This is a genomic window from Roseburia hominis (assembly GCA_040702975.1).
GTDB lineage: Bacteria > Bacillota > Clostridia > Lachnospirales > Lachnospiraceae > Allocoprococcus > Allocoprococcus hominis_A.
In genome coordinates, this window is sequence record CP159990.1 from 2,845,701 (window position 1) to 2,865,445 (window position 19,745).

At 46.6% G+C, this 19,745-nt stretch carries 20 protein-coding genes; 3 read left to right on the forward strand and 17 right to left on the reverse strand.

The features are described from left to right. Nucleotides 1-40 precede the first annotated feature (40 nt). From ABXS75_13150 to ABXS75_13180, 7 genes are read right to left on the reverse strand one after another with little or no spacing between them, the layout of a single operon-like run. On the reverse strand, nucleotides 41-706 hold the full coding sequence (locus ABXS75_13150) for an acetyltransferase (GenBank protein ID XCP84015.1): 666 nt from the start codon (nucleotides 704-706) through the stop codon (nucleotides 41-43). Then, entirely contained in the window at nucleotides 703-1,206 is a 504-nt protein-coding gene (locus tag ABXS75_13155; GenBank protein XCP84016.1) for a hypothetical protein, read from the reverse strand. Before ABXS75_13155 ends, ABXS75_13150 begins: the two co-directional genes overlap by 4 nt. Continuing rightward, entirely contained in the window at nucleotides 1,203-1,850 is a 648-nt protein-coding gene (locus ABXS75_13160) for a sugar transferase (protein ID XCP84017.1), read from the reverse strand. Before ABXS75_13160 ends, ABXS75_13155 begins: the two co-directional genes overlap by 4 nt. Nucleotides 1,851-1,878: 28 nt before the next feature. Further along, a complete protein-coding gene (locus ABXS75_13165; protein ID XCP84018.1) occupies nucleotides 1,879-3,162 on the reverse strand; it encodes a DegT/DnrJ/EryC1/StrS family aminotransferase in 1,284 nt (427 codons plus the stop codon). Next, complete coding sequence (locus ABXS75_13170; GenBank protein ID XCP84019.1) at nucleotides 3,122-3,502, reverse strand: transcription termination/antitermination NusG family protein; 381 nt, start codon at nucleotides 3,500-3,502, stop codon at nucleotides 3,122-3,124. Before ABXS75_13170 ends, ABXS75_13165 begins: the two co-directional genes overlap by 41 nt. Next, the gene (locus tag ABXS75_13175; protein ID XCP84020.1) at nucleotides 3,503-4,033 is read right to left on the reverse strand and encodes a transcription termination/antitermination NusG family protein; all 531 of its coding nucleotides are present in this window, start codon (nucleotides 4,031-4,033) and stop codon (nucleotides 3,503-3,505) included. Continuing rightward, nucleotides 4,030-4,542: a transcription termination/antitermination NusG family protein gene (locus ABXS75_13180; protein XCP84021.1), complete on the reverse strand. Its 513-nt coding sequence runs from the start codon at nucleotides 4,540-4,542 to the stop codon at nucleotides 4,030-4,032. The genes ABXS75_13175 and ABXS75_13180 overlap by 4 nt, the downstream gene beginning before the upstream one ends. 491 nt (nucleotides 4,543-5,033) lie before the next feature. Here ABXS75_13180 and ABXS75_13185 point away from each other — a divergent pair, with 491 nt between their 5' ends. Beyond that, complete coding sequence (locus ABXS75_13185; GenBank protein ID XCP84022.1) at nucleotides 5,034-5,834, forward strand: HAD-IIA family hydrolase; 801 nt, start codon at nucleotides 5,034-5,036, stop codon at nucleotides 5,832-5,834. Nucleotides 5,835-5,887: 53 nt separating this feature from the next. Here the strand turns inward: ABXS75_13185 and ABXS75_13190 are convergent, their stop codons facing one another. The 3 genes from ABXS75_13190 to ABXS75_13200 form a co-directional block, all read right to left on the reverse strand. Then, nucleotides 5,888-6,865, reverse strand: a complete 978-nt coding sequence (locus tag ABXS75_13190; protein XCP84023.1) for a LacI family DNA-binding transcriptional regulator — start codon at nucleotides 6,863-6,865, stop codon at nucleotides 5,888-5,890. A gap of 159 nt (nucleotides 6,866-7,024) precedes the next feature. Beyond that, nucleotides 7,025-9,028: an amylosucrase gene (locus tag ABXS75_13195; GenBank protein XCP84024.1), complete on the reverse strand. Its 2,004-nt coding sequence runs from the start codon at nucleotides 9,026-9,028 to the stop codon at nucleotides 7,025-7,027. Between the two features lie 150 nt (nucleotides 9,029-9,178). Continuing rightward, on the reverse strand, nucleotides 9,179-10,411 hold the full coding sequence (locus tag ABXS75_13200) for a DNA polymerase IV (GenBank protein XCP84025.1): 1,233 nt from the start codon (nucleotides 10,409-10,411) through the stop codon (nucleotides 9,179-9,181). Between the two features lie 216 nt (nucleotides 10,412-10,627). On the opposite strand from ABXS75_13200, the gene ABXS75_13205 reads away from it, so the two are divergent. Together ABXS75_13205 and ABXS75_13210 are read left to right on the forward strand one after the other, a co-directional pair. Further along, nucleotides 10,628-11,632, forward strand: coding sequence for a macro domain-containing protein (locus ABXS75_13205; GenBank protein XCP84026.1), 1,005 nt, complete (start codon nucleotides 10,628-10,630; stop codon nucleotides 11,630-11,632). An 84-nt stretch (nucleotides 11,633-11,716) separates the two neighbouring features. Next, on the forward strand, nucleotides 11,717-12,370 hold the full coding sequence (locus ABXS75_13210; GenBank protein XCP84027.1) for a vWA domain-containing protein: 654 nt from the start codon (nucleotides 11,717-11,719) through the stop codon (nucleotides 12,368-12,370). 95 nt (nucleotides 12,371-12,465) lie between these two features. On the opposite strand, the gene ABXS75_13215 is transcribed toward ABXS75_13210, so the two are convergent. The 7 genes from ABXS75_13215 to ABXS75_13245 all read right to left on the reverse strand — a co-directional run bounded on the left by ABXS75_13215 (nucleotide 12,466) and on the right by ABXS75_13245 (nucleotide 19,592). Continuing rightward, on the reverse strand, nucleotides 12,466-13,806 hold the full coding sequence (locus ABXS75_13215) for an MATE family efflux transporter (GenBank protein ID XCP84028.1): 1,341 nt from the start codon (nucleotides 13,804-13,806) through the stop codon (nucleotides 12,466-12,468). 238 nt (nucleotides 13,807-14,044) lie between these two features. After that, nucleotides 14,045-14,950 (reverse strand): HAMP domain-containing sensor histidine kinase, encoded by a 906-nt coding sequence (locus tag ABXS75_13220; protein ID XCP84029.1) that lies wholly within the window; start codon nucleotides 14,948-14,950, stop codon nucleotides 14,045-14,047. Between the two features lie 3 nt (nucleotides 14,951-14,953). Continuing rightward, complete coding sequence (locus ABXS75_13225; protein XCP84030.1) at nucleotides 14,954-15,811, reverse strand: ABC transporter permease; 858 nt, start codon at nucleotides 15,809-15,811, stop codon at nucleotides 14,954-14,956. Continuing rightward, nucleotides 15,804-16,760 (reverse strand): ABC transporter ATP-binding protein, encoded by a 957-nt coding sequence (locus ABXS75_13230; protein ID XCP84031.1) that lies wholly within the window; start codon nucleotides 16,758-16,760, stop codon nucleotides 15,804-15,806. The genes ABXS75_13225 and ABXS75_13230 overlap by 8 nt, the downstream gene beginning before the upstream one ends. Before the next feature lie 51 nt (nucleotides 16,761-16,811). Then, nucleotides 16,812-17,486: a response regulator transcription factor gene (locus ABXS75_13235; GenBank protein ID XCP84032.1), complete on the reverse strand. Its 675-nt coding sequence runs from the start codon at nucleotides 17,484-17,486 to the stop codon at nucleotides 16,812-16,814. 4 nt (nucleotides 17,487-17,490) lie between these two features. Beyond that, nucleotides 17,491-18,888, reverse strand: coding sequence for a HAMP domain-containing sensor histidine kinase (locus ABXS75_13240; GenBank protein ID XCP84033.1), 1,398 nt, complete (start codon nucleotides 18,886-18,888; stop codon nucleotides 17,491-17,493). Continuing rightward, nucleotides 18,885-19,592: a response regulator transcription factor gene (locus tag ABXS75_13245; protein ID XCP84034.1), complete on the reverse strand. Its 708-nt coding sequence runs from the start codon at nucleotides 19,590-19,592 to the stop codon at nucleotides 18,885-18,887. Before ABXS75_13245 ends, ABXS75_13240 begins: the two co-directional genes overlap by 4 nt. Between the last annotated feature and the right edge of the window lie 153 nt (nucleotides 19,593-19,745).

Here is a 19,745-nt window from a genome sequence, read left to right on the forward strand (position 1 = left end):
TCATTTTCAACGCCACCATTAATAATCGCTAAAATCTAAATTACTCAATGTACTTTATTGGTTTTGCCGGGCTTCCCACGGCAACACACCTATCCGGAATATCCTTAACAACTACTGCCCCTGCCCCCACAATGCTACCTGTACCAATTTTCTTACCCTGTATAACCTGCATACCTGTACCAATTTCACTACACTCACCGATTTCAACATTTCCAGAAACATTGACACTCGGATAGATGGTAACAAAATCGTGTATAATATCATCATGACCAAGCGTGCAATCCAGATTGATAATGACGTGATTCCCGATTTTAATATCCACAGTAATGATTGTTCCTGCACAAATAATGCAGCCCGCACCAATTTCCACTCTTTTTGAGATAATCACGCTTGGGTCAATTACTGTGGCAAACTGAACTTTTCCTGCCAGTTTCTCAATAATGACTTTTCTAACCCTGGCAGATCCAACTGCACAAACAGCAAATATATCTTTACTTTCCGCTTCGCTCAGTAGCTGCTCACAACCACCTATAATCGGATATTCCCCTTCATATGCCCCCCACAAAGAGCTGTTATCATCAATAAATCCTTTGAGTTTCCAGGTAGGTCTGATCTCGTTAATTCTCTCAACCAACCAGGCCACCTCTCTACCGAATCCACCTGCACCAATGATATATAAATCTTTTCGCACTACTTCTTCCATCATGCTGCCCTCCTATGCACTCTTAATGCAGGGAACATAATGGAATGTTCCATTTTTACTTGTCTGGAGGAATGCCCCCCGAACTGTTCCTTTCTCATTCTCTTACCCTTAGCGGGGATGCCTACATATGTCCCCGGCTCACTTATATCTACAATAACCACAGCACCTGCGCCCACCATACAATCCCCACAAACACTCACATTATTACTTACCGTTGCACCTGCTCCAATCCATGTGTTATCTCCAATTCTTACCGTACCAGCAACATATGCACCTACCGAGACATGAACATAATCACCAATCATACAATCGTGATCTACGGATGCACAGGTATTAATAATACAGCCTTTTCCAATTTGGGTTCCTGGATTAATGACAGCACCCGCCATTACCACCGTACCAACTCCCATATCCACAGATTTCGCGACCACAGCATCCGCAATATCTGCTACCACTTTTCCGTGGCCGCTTGCTCCGATAATCACCAATTTTCTCATCATCATATCCTTACATTATCGCCCAATTCAGCTTGTGTCCCCATGAATTCTTCCATGGTGACCGAAGTCCCTGAACTAATACCATCTCGTTTCAGCACGGTCCTTATTGTCTGGAATATAATTTCCCAATCACCAAAGAATGTGACATTATCCACATATTTAACATCCCAATCAAACTTTTCTTCCCAGCTGATGGCATTTCGGCCATGCACTTGTGCCAATCCAGTAAAGCCGGGACGCACCTCATGTCTTCTCGACTGATGTTCATTGTAGCGTTCCAGATATCTACATAGAAGTGGTCTTGGACCCACCACGCTCATATCGCCTTTCAGTATATTAATCAGTTCCGGAAGTTCATCCAGGGACGTAGCACGCAGTGTTTTTCCAAACTTGTTCAAACGCACTTCATCCGGCAAAAGATCACCATTTTCATCTTTTTCATCTGTCATAGTTCTGAACTTATACAGCTTAAATTTTTTCCCATCTTTCCCCGGACGCTCCTGCATAAATAGAACAGGTGATCCCAATTTGAATCGGACCAAACCTGCTGTTATCAGCATTACAGGACTAAGTATGATTGTAGCCGCTAACGCACACAGGAAATCCTGCGGCCGCTTTATGTACTTTTCATAAATACTTTTTCTATGCATACCGCATTTTCTCCTCTATCACAATTTCTCACTCAAAACATCTTCCGATTATTTCAATAATCTGCTCCTGCTGTTCTTTAGTCATCTTATTATCGCTTGGCAAACACAAACCTCTATCAAAGATATCAGCACCAACATCCTCGACACCACCAGCAATATAAGCGTTCGTTCCAGCTCTGCCATTACCAGTTTCAGTAACAAAAGCATTCATTCTATACATCGGCTGCATATGCATCGGCTTCCAGATTGGTCTTCCCTCTGCATTAATACTGCTGATTGCCTCCAGGATCTCTGTTGGACAACTCTTCCCCCTCTCCGGGATATACATTGCTTCATTGTCACTGCGTACCTGCTTACACATAGCATCTCTATCAATAATCATTGCACTCAGCCAGTAATTGGGGTCTGCCTTATCCTCCTCAAACGGATTCATCTTTACCGGCAGATCCTTAAACCCATCCTTATATCTTTCCCAGATTGCTTTCTTCTGAGCGATGTGCTCCTCCAGATACGAATACTGTCCACGCACCACACCGGCAATCACATTACTCATGCGGTAGTTATAACCGACTTCCTCATGTTGATACCATGCAGCATTCTCACGGGCCTGTGTAGACCACTTACGCGATTTATTTGCATCCTCTATGTTATTAGTTAAAAGGCATCCTCCTGAGCTGCCGGTGATAATTTTGTTCCCATTATAAGAAACCGCTGCATAATCCCCGAAACTTCCCGTTTGCCTTCCCTTATATGTCGCACCCATAGACTCCGCTGCATCCTCAATCATCAAAGCCCCATGTTTATGACAAACCTCCAATAATTCATCTACCTTGCCCGGAAAACCATACAGGTGCGCCACTATAACAAGTTTTACTTCCGGATAAATCTCAAAAGCCTTTTCCAAAGCAACCGGATCCATATTCCAGGTATCACGTTCTGTATCGATAAACACCGGAATACCACCTTCATACACGACGGGATTCAGCGTCGCAGCAAAAGTCATGTCAGAGCAGAATACTCGTTTCCCTTCTACTGCACCATGTCCGATGTCCGGCTTACCATACATTTTCTCACCTGCCAGCTTCACACAAAGATGGAGGGCCGCGGTACAACAAGACAGAGCAACCGCATACTTCACTTCTGCTTTTTCAGCCGCAATACGCTCTACTTCATTGATGTTAGACCCTACCGTGGACATCCAGTTTGTCTCATATGCCTCAGTTATGTATCTTAATTCTTCCCCATGCATCGTCGGGCTGGCTAACCACACCTTAGACTTGAATGGTTTCAAATCTTCTTTTCTGGTAAACATGATTTTTATGTTCCTCTTTTCTTCCCCTATAACTTCTTAAGTAAGAAGCCTCTTTAAAAAGGTTCCCGTCTTCCTTAAGCTGTTTAATGACTCCCCACAAGCACCCTTTCCGGAATTTCAGGAAATCATCAAACTCTTTCTGCTCCAGCTCAGATCTCACGAACACATACCCGGGAAACATCAGTTTTACCGCAATTCCTTTAGAGTCCCGTCGATAGTACTCCATCATCGGCAGAAATGCGTGGACTCCTTCATTTTGAAGCATCGTACATATCTGGCTCTGCTTCTCAATCTGGACAAACAAAATGTACCAATTCTTTCCTGTCACTTTTGCTCCCACTTACTCCGGATCTCCTTCAACACGAATTCCAAACAGCACATCTTCCCTGCGGTTGAAAAGTTCCACCTCCGCCGTCACATACCGGTGTCGGAGCCTCTGTCTGCGAATCTGCCCCACATACTCCTTCAATACACCCTCTGCATTTCTCACCTGGCCGTCCGCATCAACCTCAACCGTCGAAAGTCCCATATCGCGCTCCAGCTCTCTACCGCAGATACTCTGCAGGAACCGCAGATCCTCCGGCTCCACTGCCGCGATCTCCGCCTTGCCGCTTTCGACAAGCTGTGGAAATTCTCTGGATCTCTGCAACATTTCTCTCAGTTCCTTGGAACATTCAGTCTTGATAAACACATAGCCCGGAAACATTTCCTTACGGCTGACCAGATATTCACCCTTCACACGAAACAACTGCTGCTTCCTCAAAATCCGGCATTTTGCCCAAAAGTGATGGTCTATCTTCCTATTTAAAAGAGAAACGGCCTCTTCTTCTCTTCCCGGAATCGTGCGCATTACATACCATTTCGCAGTCATTCTATCTTCTCCGTAATTTCAAGTCCGACCTGCACAGGACCTTTCCCCGCCAGCATCGGTGTTTTCAGAAATGCAGTCCTCTTATGACGATCAATTCTGGTGATCAGATTCTCCCGCCCCGTAAGCGGCCCCTCGGTTACCAGCGTCTCTCCGCTGCGGATCACGCCTTTGGACATAGCCACATGATGCTGCCTGCCGCAGAACGTTTTCAGGAACTTCTGCTCCTCTGGAAGTACCACTCGCAAAGAACCTGCTGCGTCCCACTCTTCCTCTGTCATCCGCAGATAACATTCCCTTGCTTCCTGAATACTCTGAATCTCATCGCTCTCCAGAAAAATGTAGCCGGGAAACAGGTTATTCTTTTCATGATGCCAGTCTCCCAGATAGCGCCTCATGCGATCATACGTAAAGATAAAAGCGTTCGACAAAACTTTCCCGTCCACACTTTCCTTATATTTCTGCAAGACCATCTCTTCACTTTTTGGGGGACAATGAAGCAAATACCACATAAAAAATCCTCCAATTTTTCTTAGAGTAACTAGCTCTATGAAAAAGGAGGTGCTTTCGTATATAATTTCACAAGTTTTCGAGGGAATTTTAATGAAAAAATATATTTTCAGTCGTTTCTTGTAGAAAAAATAGAATTCACATTACGAAAAAGACAAGAATAGTAATTGATTTTTGCAGAATGCTTTTTCGAAATCTGCCAAACATACAAGATATAGATAAAAACAGGACAGAAATACAGAAAATGGAGAAAAAAGGCTATTTACATTTCGGGATATTAATAGTATAATACATGTGTTTGTAAATGATTGATGTCATAGAGCTAGTTACTCTTAGAAAATTTTTGTTAATTTTCTAATCTATTTTTTCTTTAAATACCCCTAAATTTAACACAAATTTGATAGAAGTACATATTTTCCACTGTTATACTATAAAATAACAGCATTCCTATAACATTTACACACATTAATAAAATGAAACAGGAGAATCACATATGAACACAATAAATTTTAATGAAAAAACAGGCTTTATCTGCGACATGGACGGCGTGATCTACCACGGCAACCAGATTCTTCCAGGAGTCACCGAATTCATCCAGTGGCTTCAGGAGGAGAAAAAGGAATATTTGTTTCTTACGAATAACAGCGGCTATACGCCAAGAGAGTTGAAACAGAAACTGGCCCGCATGGGGCTTGATGTGTCAGAGGAGCATTTCTACACCAGTGCTCTGGCGACGGCGGCGTTTTTAAAAGAGCAGTCTCCCGGCTGTTCTGTATTTGCCATCGGCGAGGCAGGGCTCTTTAACGCCCTTTATGATGCAGGCATTACCATGAATGATGTGAACCCGGACTATGTCGTCATCGGCGAGGGAAAGGCCTACTCTCTTGACACGCTCACGAAAGCGACCAATCTGGTTCTTGGCGGGGCCAAACTAATCGGGGCCAATTCCGATGTGTCCGGTCCTATCGAAAATGGAATCGCTCCCGCCTGTGGGGCACTCATCTCCCCGATTGAGATGGCGACCGGTACCCGGGCATACTTTTGCGGGAAACCGAATCCGCTGATGATGCGCACCGGACTCCGGCTCTTAAACTGCCACTCCGGCGATGCAGTCATGGTCGGGGATCGAATGGATACCGACGTAATATCCGGGCTGGAAAGTGGTATGTCCACGGTACTTGTGTTGTCCGGAGTCTCCACCATGGAAACAGTAATAACCTATGCCTATCGCCCATCTATTGTACTGAATGGGGTAGGGGATATCGTAGAACAGGCACGATCAACTAAAGCCTAGCTAAAGGGTGTCTTCATATCTGGTATTTTCCACCTGTTTTAGTGCCTCTTTCTTCATTCCGCCCAATTCACAATAGAATACCCCATTCTTATTTCATTTTCCCCGGCCTGCCCTTTTTTCAAAATTTCCAGCATCATCTGTGCTGCCGCATAGCCGCTCTCTTCGTAAAAATAATGTACCGTAGGAAGCATCGGTGAAATAACTTTTGCAAGATCAGAATCTCCATGCCCTGTCACCAGCATCTGTCCCGGGACATCGATCTGCATATCACGGGCGCAGCGAAGTGCCCCTGCTGCCATCTCATCTGACGCACAAATGATGGCGTCCAGCCTGCCGCACCGTTCCAGCAGTTCTTTTGTCTTCTCATACCCGGAATCTATCGTAAAATCTGCAATCACATAATTGTCCTTAAGTTCCGGTAAGCCGGCCTCCCGCACCGCATCAGAGTATCCCCGGAAACGTGCTGCCCCCGCCGCTTTGTCCTCATGAAACGCGCTGATATATCCCAGTCTTTGGCATCCTCTCCTAAGGACCAGCCGGGTCATATCATATATAGCGTGGTAATCATCATGGAAGACATGGGGGTATCCTTCCAGCCTCTGTCCCACGATCACGATGGGAATCGCCATCTTTTTCAGAACCGACTTATGTTTTTTTGTTAACACTGTAGCCGCCAGAATAACGCCGTCCACCTGTTTCTCATCAAACACCGATAAATATTCCAGTTCCTTTTTAGGGCTGCTCTGCGTGTCGGCCAGAAGAAGCCGATACCCCTCCGCTTCCAGGCCGGAGAGGATACCCGCCACCACACTTCCCATCGAAGTGGACGCAATTTTCGGCAGAATCACGCCAATCATCTTTGTCTTCTTCGTCCGCAGGGTCTGCGCCTGCACCGAAGGGTGATAACCGGTCTCCTCTACGACCCGCCGAATGGCCACCTTTTTTCCCTCTGAAATATATCCGTGATTAAAATACCGCGAAACAGTAGCACTTGAAACTCCCGCCCGCTTTGCAATCTCCGCTATATTCATATCCTTTTACCCTGTTATATGCATACCCTTTTTCTCCGCAATATGCATATCTTTCTACTCTGTTACATGCCCTTCTGCTCCGCTATATGCATATCACTCTTCTCATATTTCCAACGCCCACAATTTTTCTCCAAGCGTATTCGCCTATACATTTTATAATCAGGCAATCTTTTTCAAATAATAGAACCCATACGCCGGGACATTAACCCCCCTTGCCGGCATTTCCACCCCGGAGATCAAATCCTTATACACACCGTCCGTCTCATTAATCCATGCCGTCTTATCAAACTCACTAAAATTAAAGATTCCAATTAATTTTTCACCCTCAAAATATCTTCCGATACATAGCACGCTGGGATCCCAGGTCTCGATCGTCCACATATCCGCATTTGCCATAAATACTTTTTCATTCTTGCGGATCGTCTCCAACTGGTTCAGGCGCGCGAACATCTTTCCTTCCACGGTATCCGGATCATCAATCTGTGCGGCCAGGTTCCATTTCATCGCGCCACGGTGAATGTATCTGGAATCGTCTGCCTTGAGCGGATCTTCTTTATATGTGTAATCATTTACCTGACCGATTTCATCGCCGCTGTACAGCACCGGAATTCCGGACTGCATGAACATATAGGCGTGAAGCATCACGTCAAGCTGGATTGCTTTCTCCATCGCCACCGGATCCTGCTCGAAACCTGCTTTCTCGATCCCGCACAGGGAAGCGGTCGTTCCGCAGAAACGTGCGTCTCCGCTAACCGGGTCTGCATTATAAAGTTCTCCGCGGCTGTTGCTGTTTCCGGCATATCCCAGGAAGTAATCGTTCAAATATTTCTTGTGCGGACGTTCTTCCATACCATCTTCTTTAAGCGAAGCATAATCCAGTCCCCAGCCAATATCATCATGACAGCGCAAATAGTTCAGGAACACGTAATCCTTCGGCAAATGACTCACGATATCAAGCTGTTTCTTAAGGAGCTTCACCTCTCTTGTAGCTACCGTATGCCAGGTGGTCGCCATCGTCGTCACATTATACAGCATGTGGCACTCCGGTTTTTCCACGGTTCCGAAATAGGGAACGACCTTCTCCGGCTCCATAACGACCTCGCCCAAAAGAAGCACGCCCGGACACACGATCTCGCAGATCATTCGCATCATACGCACGATCGTGTGAACCTGCGGAAGATTTCTGCACTGTGTATTCAGTTCCTTCCAAATATATGGAACGGCGTCAATACGGATAATATCCACGCCCTTATTCGCAAGAAACAGGAAATTGTACATCATTTCATTGAATACCCGCGGGTTTTTGTAGTTCAAATCCCACTGGTACGGATAGAATGAGGTCATTACAAAATGTCCTGCGTCCGGAAGCCATGTGAAATTCCCCGGCGCCGTCGTCGGAAATACCTGCGGAACCGTCTTCTCATACATGGCCGGAATCGAATAATTGTCATAGAAGAAATACCGGCTCATGTATTCTCCTTCGCCCTTGCGGGCCCTTCTTGCCCACTCATGGTCTTCGGAAGTATGGTTCATGACAAAATCCATGCAGACGCTCATATTTTTCTTATGGCATGCCGCTGTCAGGCTTTCCAAATCCTCCATCGTTCCCAGATTCTCTTTTACTTTTCTGAAATCGGAAACGGCGTATCCTCCGTCTGATTTACCGTCTGTTGTATCCAGGAACGGCATCAGATGGATATAGTTTACATTATTCTTCTCCAGATAATCCAGTTTAGACTCCACGCCCTTCATGTTTCCGGCAAAGTTGTCAATATAGAACATCATGCCTAACAGGTCGTTCTTTCTGTACCAATCCGGATCTTCCTCACGCTTCTGGTCCGAAGCCTTCAGATCCTGATTACGCTCGCCGTAAAAACGATACAGATTATCGCACAGCTCAGCGAACATAGAGTCATTTCCATATAATTCTGTGTAGAGCCATTTCAATTCGTCAAAATGTCTGTCGAATCTCTTCTTATAGATCTCATTTTCCTTAGCTAAATCAATCTCTACTGCACTTTCTGCCACAGTCTCTTCCGGCTCTGCCGCCTTCTCAACCACTCCCGCAGCCACAGCCACCTTCTTCTCAGCGCTCCTTGCCACTTTCGTCTTCGCATTCTTCGCCGCTTTTCTTGTACCTTGTTTTCTTGATTTTCTAGCCATTTTTCAGCCCTCTCCCAATGTGTAATCGATTTCATATAATTCCAAATAAATAGTACCATATCTTTCTCAAAACAGCAATTTCATATTCAAAAAATTTTCCACAAATTTTTCGCCCTCTTATTATTCAAACTGCGAAAAACAATAGTCGTTTTATTCATCTTCCTTCCTGGCTCCCATTTTCGGCGCCCCGCGGGAAATAGAATCCTCCCCGTATTTCTTTCGTATTTCTTCCATCGCCTTTCCAAGCCTCCGGTGCTTTTCCGCTTTCTTCTGTGCCTGGATTTCTTCCGGCGTCGGAAGGTCAAACAAACTGAGCTGCTGAGGTTCTCCTGCGTCTACCAATTTAGAAGTGCGGACCCCCAGCAGGCGGATCGGCTCCCGATTCCACAACTCATCAAATAATTCGCACGCCGCTTCATATAAAACATCATCTTTATTCGAAGCCCGAACGAGCTGTTTCTGGTGGGATGCCGTCTGGAAGGTGCTGTATTTGATTTCCGTACTCACCATATACGCCATCTGCCCGGCCTTTCTGAGCCTTCTTCCCACACTTTTGGAGAGCGTAAGGAGCACCCTTCTGGCCTCCTCTGCCGTCACCACGTCTTTGGGCAGAGTCGTGGAATTCCCGATTCCTTTTGCCGCCGCTTCTTCCGGCTGCACCAAAGAATCGTCGATTCCATTTGCAAATTCCCACAGCATACGTCCATGGCTCTTAAGGTGTAACTCCAGAAGCTTCGGATCCGTCTGAGCCAGATCGCCGATCGTGTGGATTTCCAGCTTCTTAAGTGTCTCTACGCTGGAATGCCCCGCCATAAAAAGCTCCCACACCGGGAGCGGCCACATTTTCTGCCTGATCTCCTCCGGAAATAAAGTATGTACCCGATTGGGTTTCTCAAAATCCGACGCCATCTTCGCCAGAAGTTTATTGCTGGATATCCCAATATTAACGGTAAAGCCAAATTGTTCGTACACCCTGTCCTTGATTTCAAATGCGGCCGAGACAGGGGACGGATATTTCCTCGCAATTCCGGTAAAATCCATATAGCATTCGTCCACACTGACCTGTTCGATTTCCGTGGTATAGGTATGCAGAAAATCCATGAGTTTCCGGCTGTATTCCCGGTACATAGCATGATTCGGCGGTTCCATATGAAGCCCCGGACATTTTCGCATGGCGTTCACCACCGGCTCTCCGGTGTGGATTCCGAACTTCTTAGCCGGGATAGATTTTGCCAGCACGACGCCATGCCGGGACTTTTTGTCCCCGCCTATGATCGCCGGTATGGTCCTTATATCAAGCTCGGCCCCATTTGCGAGCTGCTCCACCGCAGTCCAGCTCAGGAACGCGGAATTGACATCTATATGGAAAATGATTCGACGCATCGAATTCCTCCTTTACCTCGGTATTGCCTGACGCCTCAAGAAAATAGATCCCTCACTAGCGCTATTCTACCAAATGGAGCGTTTTTGTCAATAACCTTCTAAGCTTTCAGCTCTCCGATGTAGAATGAAATCTTGTATACCGAATTTACTTTTTCTCGTTGCTTTATTGATAGCAACCCTGTAAAATCAATATAAGAAAAACATGGAGGTTACGTTATGCCATTTACCATCGTCCGCCAGGACATTACCAAACTAAATGTAGACGCCATCGTGAATGCAGCGAATACTGATCTGCAAATGGGCGGTGGTGTCTGTGGTGCGATATTTAAAGCTGCCGGTGCCAGAAGGCTTCAGGCTGCCTGCAACAAGGTCGCCCCCATCGAAACCGGCGGCGCGGCCATCACACCCGGATTCGCACTGCCTGCTAAATATGTTATCCACGCAGCCGGCCCAATCTATCGCCATTGGAGTAAGGAGCAGAATAAACTCCTGCTTCGCTCTGCCTATATGGAATCCTTAAAGCTTGCTAAGGCATATGATTGTGAGAGTATCGCCTTCCCTCTCATCTCAAGCGGTATCTACGGATACCCGAAGGTCGAGGCTCTTGAGGTGGCGTCGTTAGCGATCCAGGACTTCCTTATAGACCATGACATGGATATTTATCTCGCTGTCTTTGACAAATCCGCCTTCCTCATCAGCCAAACCTTGATGGCCGAAGTGGAAAGCTACATTGATGAACACTACGTGGAAACCCACTATGTCACACGCAATCTTCGTTTGGACATGGCGACGACCGCAGGGGAAATAAACGCGCCCACGCTTGATCTTGACGCCCTGCCAATGATGGCGAAGGACCCATTCGATGACCTTATCGGCCATCTGGACGAGCCATTTTCCGACACACTTCTGAAGCTGATCGATGCAAAAGGAAAAACCGACGTGGAAGTCTACAAGAAGGCAAACATTGACCGCAAGCTGTTCTCCAGGATCCGTTCGGTGAAGGGATACACGCCAAAGAAATCTACGATTCTCTCACTGGCGATTGCTCTGGAGCTCTCCCTTTCAGAGACGGACGATCTGCTGGCCCGCGCCGGATATACCCTCTCCCACGCCAGCAAATTCGATGTGATTGTGGAATATTTCATCATCAACGGGAAATACAATATTTTTGATATCAATGAAGTGCTGTTCAAATATGACCAGCCACTGCTGAATGCGTAAAGATTTTTGTCGCTTTCAAAGCGACCTTAGCGCCTCCTGTTTTTTGTATGATAAGATCATCAAAAGACAGGAGGTCATTTTCATATGAATAAGAATTTTACTGAACTCGTATTTATTCTGGACAGGAGCGGTTCCATGTCCGGGCTTGAGAAGGATACTATCGGCGGTTTTAATTCCATGCTGGCCAATCAGAAAGGGCTTGGCGGCGAATGCCGGATCACCACAGTCCTATTTGACAACCATTATACCCTGCTCCATGACCGCATCGACATCCGGGCTGTTTCCCCCATGACGGAGAAGGAGTATTTCGTAGGCGGGTCTACCGCTCTTTTGGATGCCATCGGAATTACGATTGACAAACTCATTCGTGTGCAAAAGAATACGGCAGAGGAATATCGCGCCGGCAAAGTCATATTTGTCATCATCACGGACGGCGAGGAGAATTCCAGCAGAGAGTATTCCTCCGACAAAGTCAAAGCGATGATTGAACACGAAAAAGAAAAATATGGATGGGAATTTGTTTTCCTGGGCGCGAACATTGATGCTGTTCAAACGGCAGAGCACTTTGGCATCAGCGCAGACCGGGCCGCCAATTATGTACCGGACGCCGTCGGGACAACGCTGAACTTCCAAGTGATGTCGGCGGCTGTCGCTGAGTTCCGCCAGAAGAGCACCATCTCCGACGAGCACTTTGAAAATATCCGGAAAGATATGCGGAAACGGGGCAGGCGAAGATAGTTGGAGCTATGCCGGAGACAGCGCTGAATCTGTTTACAAGCGCCAACCACCGAAAGTCCTTATTTTTTTGTTCCTGCTTCCCTTGTACCGTGCATTTACTTCCTCTGCGTTGTGTCCTTACGTCTCTTGCGCAGGATAGTCTTCCTATTATAGATTACATATCCCGCACAGGCCGCAAGAACCTCAGTGACCGGGTACGTCAGCCATATCCCAGTCATGCCCCACAGCTCCGACATCAAAAATGCTATTGGCACAAGCAGGACTATTGCTCTTAACAGTGACAAAATATGCGCCGGCAGCGCTCTTTCCGTCGAAGTGAAAAATATGGCAATTGCCGTATTATATCCGGCAAAAACGGAGGACAAAAAATACAGCCTCAATCCGTTCACGGCCAGATTTTGCATCTGGATATTCTGTTCTCCGTTGAAAACACTGGTAATTCCATCGGCAAACAGGAAGATGAACAGATACATGATCCCCGACAAGATCACTATCGTAATATTGGAATACTTCATACCAAGCTGAATCTGGCCGCTCTCTCCCTTCCCGTATGAATCGCTGATCAGCGGCTGGATTCCCTGGGAAACGCCGGTATATACGGATGCCACCACCAGGGATATATTGGCGATCACGCCATACGCTGCGACCCCAACATTTCCCTCTATCTTCAATATTAAAATGTTGAACACGATCATCGCCGTCCCCGAAGCGACCTGTCCGATCAAAGAAGGAAATCCCAGCGCCAGATTGGATCTGATGATCTCCGGATTAAACCTGGCCCGGATAATACGAAGCGTTTTATCCGGCTTTTTCCAATGCCGGGATAGAACAGCCATACTAATGACGGGTGATAATCCCGTCGCAAAGACGGCTCCAAACATACCCATATGCATTGGGAAGATAAAAATATAATCCAGCGCAATATTAGAAAAGCTACCTACCAGCATGGCTGCGGAGGACAACATCGGACTTCTGTCATTGCGCACAAAACATAATAGTATATTATTCATGATAAACGCCGGAGCAAAGAGGCAAAGCCATTTTAAATAGACAGATGTCATTGCCAGTGTCTCGCTGTCCGCCCCTAGAAGGATTGCAAGCGGCTGCGAGAAACGGAGACCGGCCAGAGCAAACAATACTCCCAAAAACAGCCCTAAATACACGGAATTCATGAAAATCTCGTCAATCCTTCTGCGGTTACTGTCATTTCTGCAAATGGAGAATCTGGTCCCGCCGCCCATGCCAATCATCAGACCTGTTCCATGTATAAAATTATACGCCGGAATCGCCAGGTTCAGCGCGGTAAGTCCCCTCATACCCAGACCCTTTGCTATAAAAAAGGTATCTGCAAGTATATAACATGACACACCCAGTGTGCCAAGTACTCCAAAAAATGCATATTTCATAAATTGTTTGCGGTATAAATGTTGCTCCATTTTTCCTCCTTTTTTCGTTCCAGGTGCTCTTTTGTGCCGCAGTCGCTCGCGGAAATAAAACAGCGCCAGCTCTCCCTGTCTTCTAAGGCCTTACGATAGGGAGCCTGACGCTTTCATCTTTACCCGGCGGCAAAGAAATCTCTTCTATAGTATTGTGAATTCTTTATACATTGCAAATAATACCATAACACAAAAAAATTAGCAAGCAATACAATACTATTTGATTTCAACTAATTTATTACCTACCCATTTCAAAAGGAAACTTTATTTCCACATAGAACTCCTTCCCCACCAATCCCGCACGAATCGTCCCACCCATTCGTACCGCCAGCTCTTTCGCAATAGAAAGTCCAAGACCTGTTGAATTCCTGCTTCGTGCCGGATCTGCCTTATAAAAGCGTTCAAATACCTGAGATACATCAATTTCTTCCGGATTCCTGGTCTGATTGCTTATTTTTAGAACTGCCTGCTCCTCTTTGCCAAAAAGTTCAATTCGAATCTGCTGTTCTCCGTGATCCAGGCCATTCTTGATGACATTCTGAATCAGGCGTTTTAATCCCTGGTCATTTCCTTCTATATAGAAAGGCGTATCAGCAATCCGAATCTCCGGCTCAATCCCCCATTTCAACCATTCGTCATAATAAGAAAAAACCGTCTCTTTCAAAATACGATTCAGGCAGCATCTGGACAATTCCATTTGATAAGACTCATTTTTCAGTTTTGTAAACATGAATAATTCTTCAAGCATCGCTTTCAGACTCTGGATCCTTTCCTGGATAATTCCCAAATACCTCTTCTGCTCTCCTGGATCCTCACAGGTTTCCAGCAGCTGAAAATAACCGTCCAACGACGTAAGCGGCGTTCTGATATCATGGGACAGATTCGTATAAGTGTCCGCAATCACCCGCTCTTTTTCCAGATATTTTTTTCTTTCCGCCCTTCTCATCGCCAAAAACGTATTGAGAATATCCATAAGTTTCCCGATTCCGCCTACTTTAATCTCTCCCGTCACGAGCATGTTGCTGTCATTTTTCATCAGAAACGCCAACTGGCGGCAGATGTCCTTCACCTGCCGCTGATATTTCCACAAAGCCATCGCCTGTAAAATAATAATAAAACACAAGATTCCCAGCACTATATACATATATTATATATCCCTTTTCTTAAAAATCAGGCTGCAAAGTGCAAGCAGGCCAATCCCGAATACCGTCGCTACACATAGGGCACCGGCACATTCTTTGCCGCCGGGCGCCATGGATAGCAAACTGATCTTGCCCGTTAATGTGTACTGAATCGTCTGAAACTCCTTGCTTCCCAACTGCTGCAAGCATTTATCGATTGCACTGTACAGCACAACCATGATATTCATGCTCAGGCAGACCACAATTACCATGCTGACCACATTATTGCGAAGTACGACCGCAATAGTCATACAAAGAATCACAAATGCGATATGCAGTAATAGCTGTATCCCGAAATATATCAGAAAATCACCCACATTTCCCCATAGCAGTTCTCTAAAAAAGATCCGCATTCCTACGGCAAGTGCGCCCACAAACAGCAGCATGGACAGTATCGTAAATACCACCAGCGCCACTGCTTTAGACATAATCAGCAGTCCCCTGTTTCTGACCTGCCCTCCAATATTCTTAATATAACCACTGCTTATATCCGCCGTCGAAAACATCACTGCGAAAATCGCCAAAAACAACGCTATAAATTTTGCCTGTGCATTGGCGTAGAAAATATCAAACAAGGTGAGCTTTTCTCCGGGCTCTACCGGAATTTCCACACTCATTCCCAGGTTGACAGGCTCCGTCTCCTGTCCTGACTGCCCCGATTGCTCCGCCTGCCCTTCCTGCTTGTTCTCCACCGTTACAATATCATAGTCTGTTTTTGACAGATAGGTCGTTACAATCACCATGACAGCCATAACGATCCAGATTACATAAAGACTTTTTGTACGGAACATACGATACAGGTCCATTCTCAGCATATTAAGCATGACTTGCACCTCCTGTCAGATTCAGATAATAGGTCTCCAGTTCCTCGCTGGTCACAGCGATTCCCCGAATCGGAATTCCGGCTCTTGCAAGCTCCATATTCAGCGTAGTGCTTTCATTTAACCGCTCATAAATGTGAATATGCTCCTTATCCACCACCTTATACTCGCTAAATCCCATTCGATCCAGCACCGGAACCACTTCCCCCGGCCTATCAACCGTAAGCTCGATTCTTTCCCCACAGCGCCGCATCAGCTCTTCCTGCGTCACTTCCTGCAAAAGACTTCCATTATGAATAATACCGTAATCCGTTGCGAGCTTGGAAAGCTCCTCCAAAATATGGCTGGAAATCAGGATTGTCATATTTCGCTCCTTCTGCAATTTCTGGATCGTATCCCTCACTTCTGCGATTCCCTGCGGATCCAGCCCGTTAATCGGCTCATCCAGTACCAGAAGGTCCGGTTCTCCGACAAGGGCAAGACCGATTCCCAGCCTTTGCTTCATTCCCAGAGAATAATGCTTCGTTTTCTTCTTTCCCACATCAGAAAGACCGACCGTTTCCAGAATCTCCTCGACATACCCGGGGGTATGGATTCCGAGCAGCCTGCATTTGATATTCAGATTGTCATATGCGTTCATATTTCCGTACAATCCGGGGGCTTCGATCAGACAGCCCACTCTGGAACGTATCTGCCTCAGTTCCTTTCCTTTGTACCCGAACATTTCGATTTCACCCTCTGTCGGCTTTGCCAGCCCACTGATCATTTTCAGGCACGTCGTCTTCCCGGCGCCATTTCTGCCGATAAAGCCGTAAATTGCTCCCCGCTTTATGTGAAGGTCCACATGATCTACCGCTTTATGGTGTCCGTACCTTTTCGTAAGTCCTTTTGTACTCAATAATATCTCACTCAATACTGTGTCATCTCCTTTTTTCTTATCTGCTGTTATCATACCGAAGAAGTCCTAATAAGTCGCAAATAAAAAGTAAAAAAAGAGTAAAGATTACGTGTGAAGACGGTAGCCGATTCCCCATACGGTCTCAATATATTCTTCCTCAGTGACCGCCTTGATCTTCTTACGGATATTACTGATATGAACATCCAGGGTCTTCGTCTCGCCCATATAGGGTTCTTTCCAGGCATACTCGAAGATATCTTCCTTGCTAAATACCTGCTTCTGGTGTTTAAGAAGCAGCTCCAGAATCGCAAATTCCTGTTTTGTGATCTTCGGGAGGACTTCCTGTCCGATACGAACCTGAAAAGTATCCCTGTTCAGTGTGAGATCACGGAATGACAAAATATGTTCCTCTGGCTCCTTGGACGCATGGCGAAGCTGAACCTGAATCCGCGCAAGTACCTCCTGAATCTCAAATGGTTTTGTGATATAATCATCTGCGCCACTTGTAAGAAGAGTTACCTTTTCATCCAGCCCATCTTTCGCAGTCAGCACAATAACCGGAATGCTGCCCTTTTCCCGGATTTGAGTTAAGACCTCTTTCCCTGAAATCCCGGGCAGCATCAGGTCCAGGAGAACCAGCGCGTATGCATTCATTTTCAAAAGCAGCCCGGCCTCCGTACCGGAAAATGCCTGGTCGCAGGAGTAGCCTGACTTCGTCAAGGCTTCCTTTAATAGGTTGTTGATATTTGTGTCGTCCTCTACTATCAGTATATTTTTCAATGTTCTATCCTCGTCCTTTCTCCAAACTGATCTGCACCCGGAAGCCTCCCTCTCTTCCCTGTCCAAAGCAAACGCTTCCACGATGAACCTCCACAATCTGTTTTACAATCAGCAGCCCCAGACCATGCCTCTGCTTATTCATGCTTCCCTGATTCATCAAATAGTGCGGCTTATTCTGAATCTCCTCCAGTTTTTCTTCCGTCACACCAACTCCATCATCTTCTATATAAATATGAGCCTTCTGCTCATCCTCTTTCAATTCCACAAAAATCCTGCACCCCTTAGGATTGTGTATCCGGGCATTTAAAATAAGATTATTCACTGCCCTTCGAATCAGCTCCTTGTCCCCCTCTATCATGCACGCCTCCAAATCCTTTGACGTGTTCCATTCTATCGGATATTTTCCTTCCAGATCTGCATTGATAAAATCCACGACCACTCTTCGCACGACCGCGACCAGGTTAAACATTTCCCGCCTTATGCTCTGCATATGATACTCCAGTTTCGATGCAAGATTCAGATCATTCACAAGATTTTTCATGCGGATACTCTGCTGACGGATTACCCCGGCTTTTCTGCGGTTCTCTTCGGATAGCGACAGGTCCTCCTCCAGCTGCCCCGCGTAGCCCATCACCATGGAAAGCGGCGTCCGTATATCATGGGACACCCCGGCGATCCAATTTGTCCGGGCCATTTCCTTTTTCTGTAATTCCCTCTCCTGAATCCGCAGCCTTTCCGACACCCGGTTAATGGCAGTGGCCAGATCCGACAGAAGTCCCTTTTCCCTGATATAGACCGCCTCCCCCTCCGGCAACGCCTCAATTCCGCCCACGATTGGCTTAACCTGACGTAACACTCCGGAGGTCGCTATGAGGTAAATCGAAATGATGCAAAGTAAGTTCACCACCAGGAAAACCAAAACCTTCTTCGGGGTATTTACAATGCCATGATAATCCCAGGTAGGATACATCAGCTTCCAGTATCTGTCCTTTGGATATCCTAAAACCAGCAAATCCTCTCCACGCGCTGCAGTCGTAGTCGGATAGTCTGCAATATACCCCCGGGTATACCAGGAAATCTCCGCCGCCGAATAGTGAAGCGGTACTTCCTTCGGAAGATCGTCACTGTTCCAGATTACGTTTCCCGTGCCGTCTTCGATCAGAATTGCCCACGCCTGTCTTTCCTTAAGTATGCTCCGTCCTTCGTCTGTCAGGGAAAATCCGTCTGCTTCAGACCCTGTAAGCTGCTCCGCCACTTCCCCGGCCGCCTTCCAGCCGCCCGCATTGCTTTTATCGCGGTAGGTCAGTCCGACTAGCAGCACAATATTTATAACCACCAGCCCGATCAGGGACAACATCAAAATCAGGATAAACCGCCGAATTAATTTGAATGTACTTTTCATACCCTCTCCTCCAGGACCAGCTTGTATCCAAGCCCTTTGACCGTCAGAAGCGACTCCGGTTTTGACGGATTTGCTTCAATCTTCTCCCGGATCCTCCGGATATGTGCCATCAAAGAGTTCTCATATCCATATGGATTATCTCCCCATGCAGCCTCGCACAACTGATCGATCGTCACAATCCTTCCCGCGTTCCGGTAGAGCGCCATCAAAATATCATGCTCCTTCGCCGTCAATGAAATCTCCTCTCCATTCTTTGTCACCTGTGCCCGCGCAAAATCAATCCGGCTGGCAGATAACTGCACCACCGGATTCTCATTCTTGTAACACCGGCGCAGGATTGCTCCCAGACGAAGCGTCAGTTCTCTCGGGAGAAACGGTTTCACCATATAATCGTCTGCGCCCATGCCAAGCCCCTGGAATTTGTCCTCTTCTTCGCCCCGGGCGGTCAGGAACAACACCGGTATATCCGTAAATTCCCGCAGCTTTGCCAGCAGGCCGAAACCATCGGAGTCCGGCAGCATCACGTCCAGGATGGCAAAATCCGGTTTCCACTCCTTCCCGGCCGCAAGCGCCTCCGCTACGCTTAACGCCGTCCTTATATTCCGATATCCGTCCTGCTCTAAAATGGAGCGCACCATGAGGAGCAGCTCCGCTTCATCGTCAACCAGGAGAATCTTTTTGTTTTTTAGATAGTCGTAATCCATGTCACCAGGCCTCCTCTATAAAAGAATACCACATACCGCAAAGCAAAATCCACAAATTCGCCAAATGTAAGGTAAATGTAAGGCAGCCGGAAGGTTCCCGCAAGGTTCACGTTCTATACTTAAATCAGCTAAAGCGAAAGGCCGCCCCCGGCC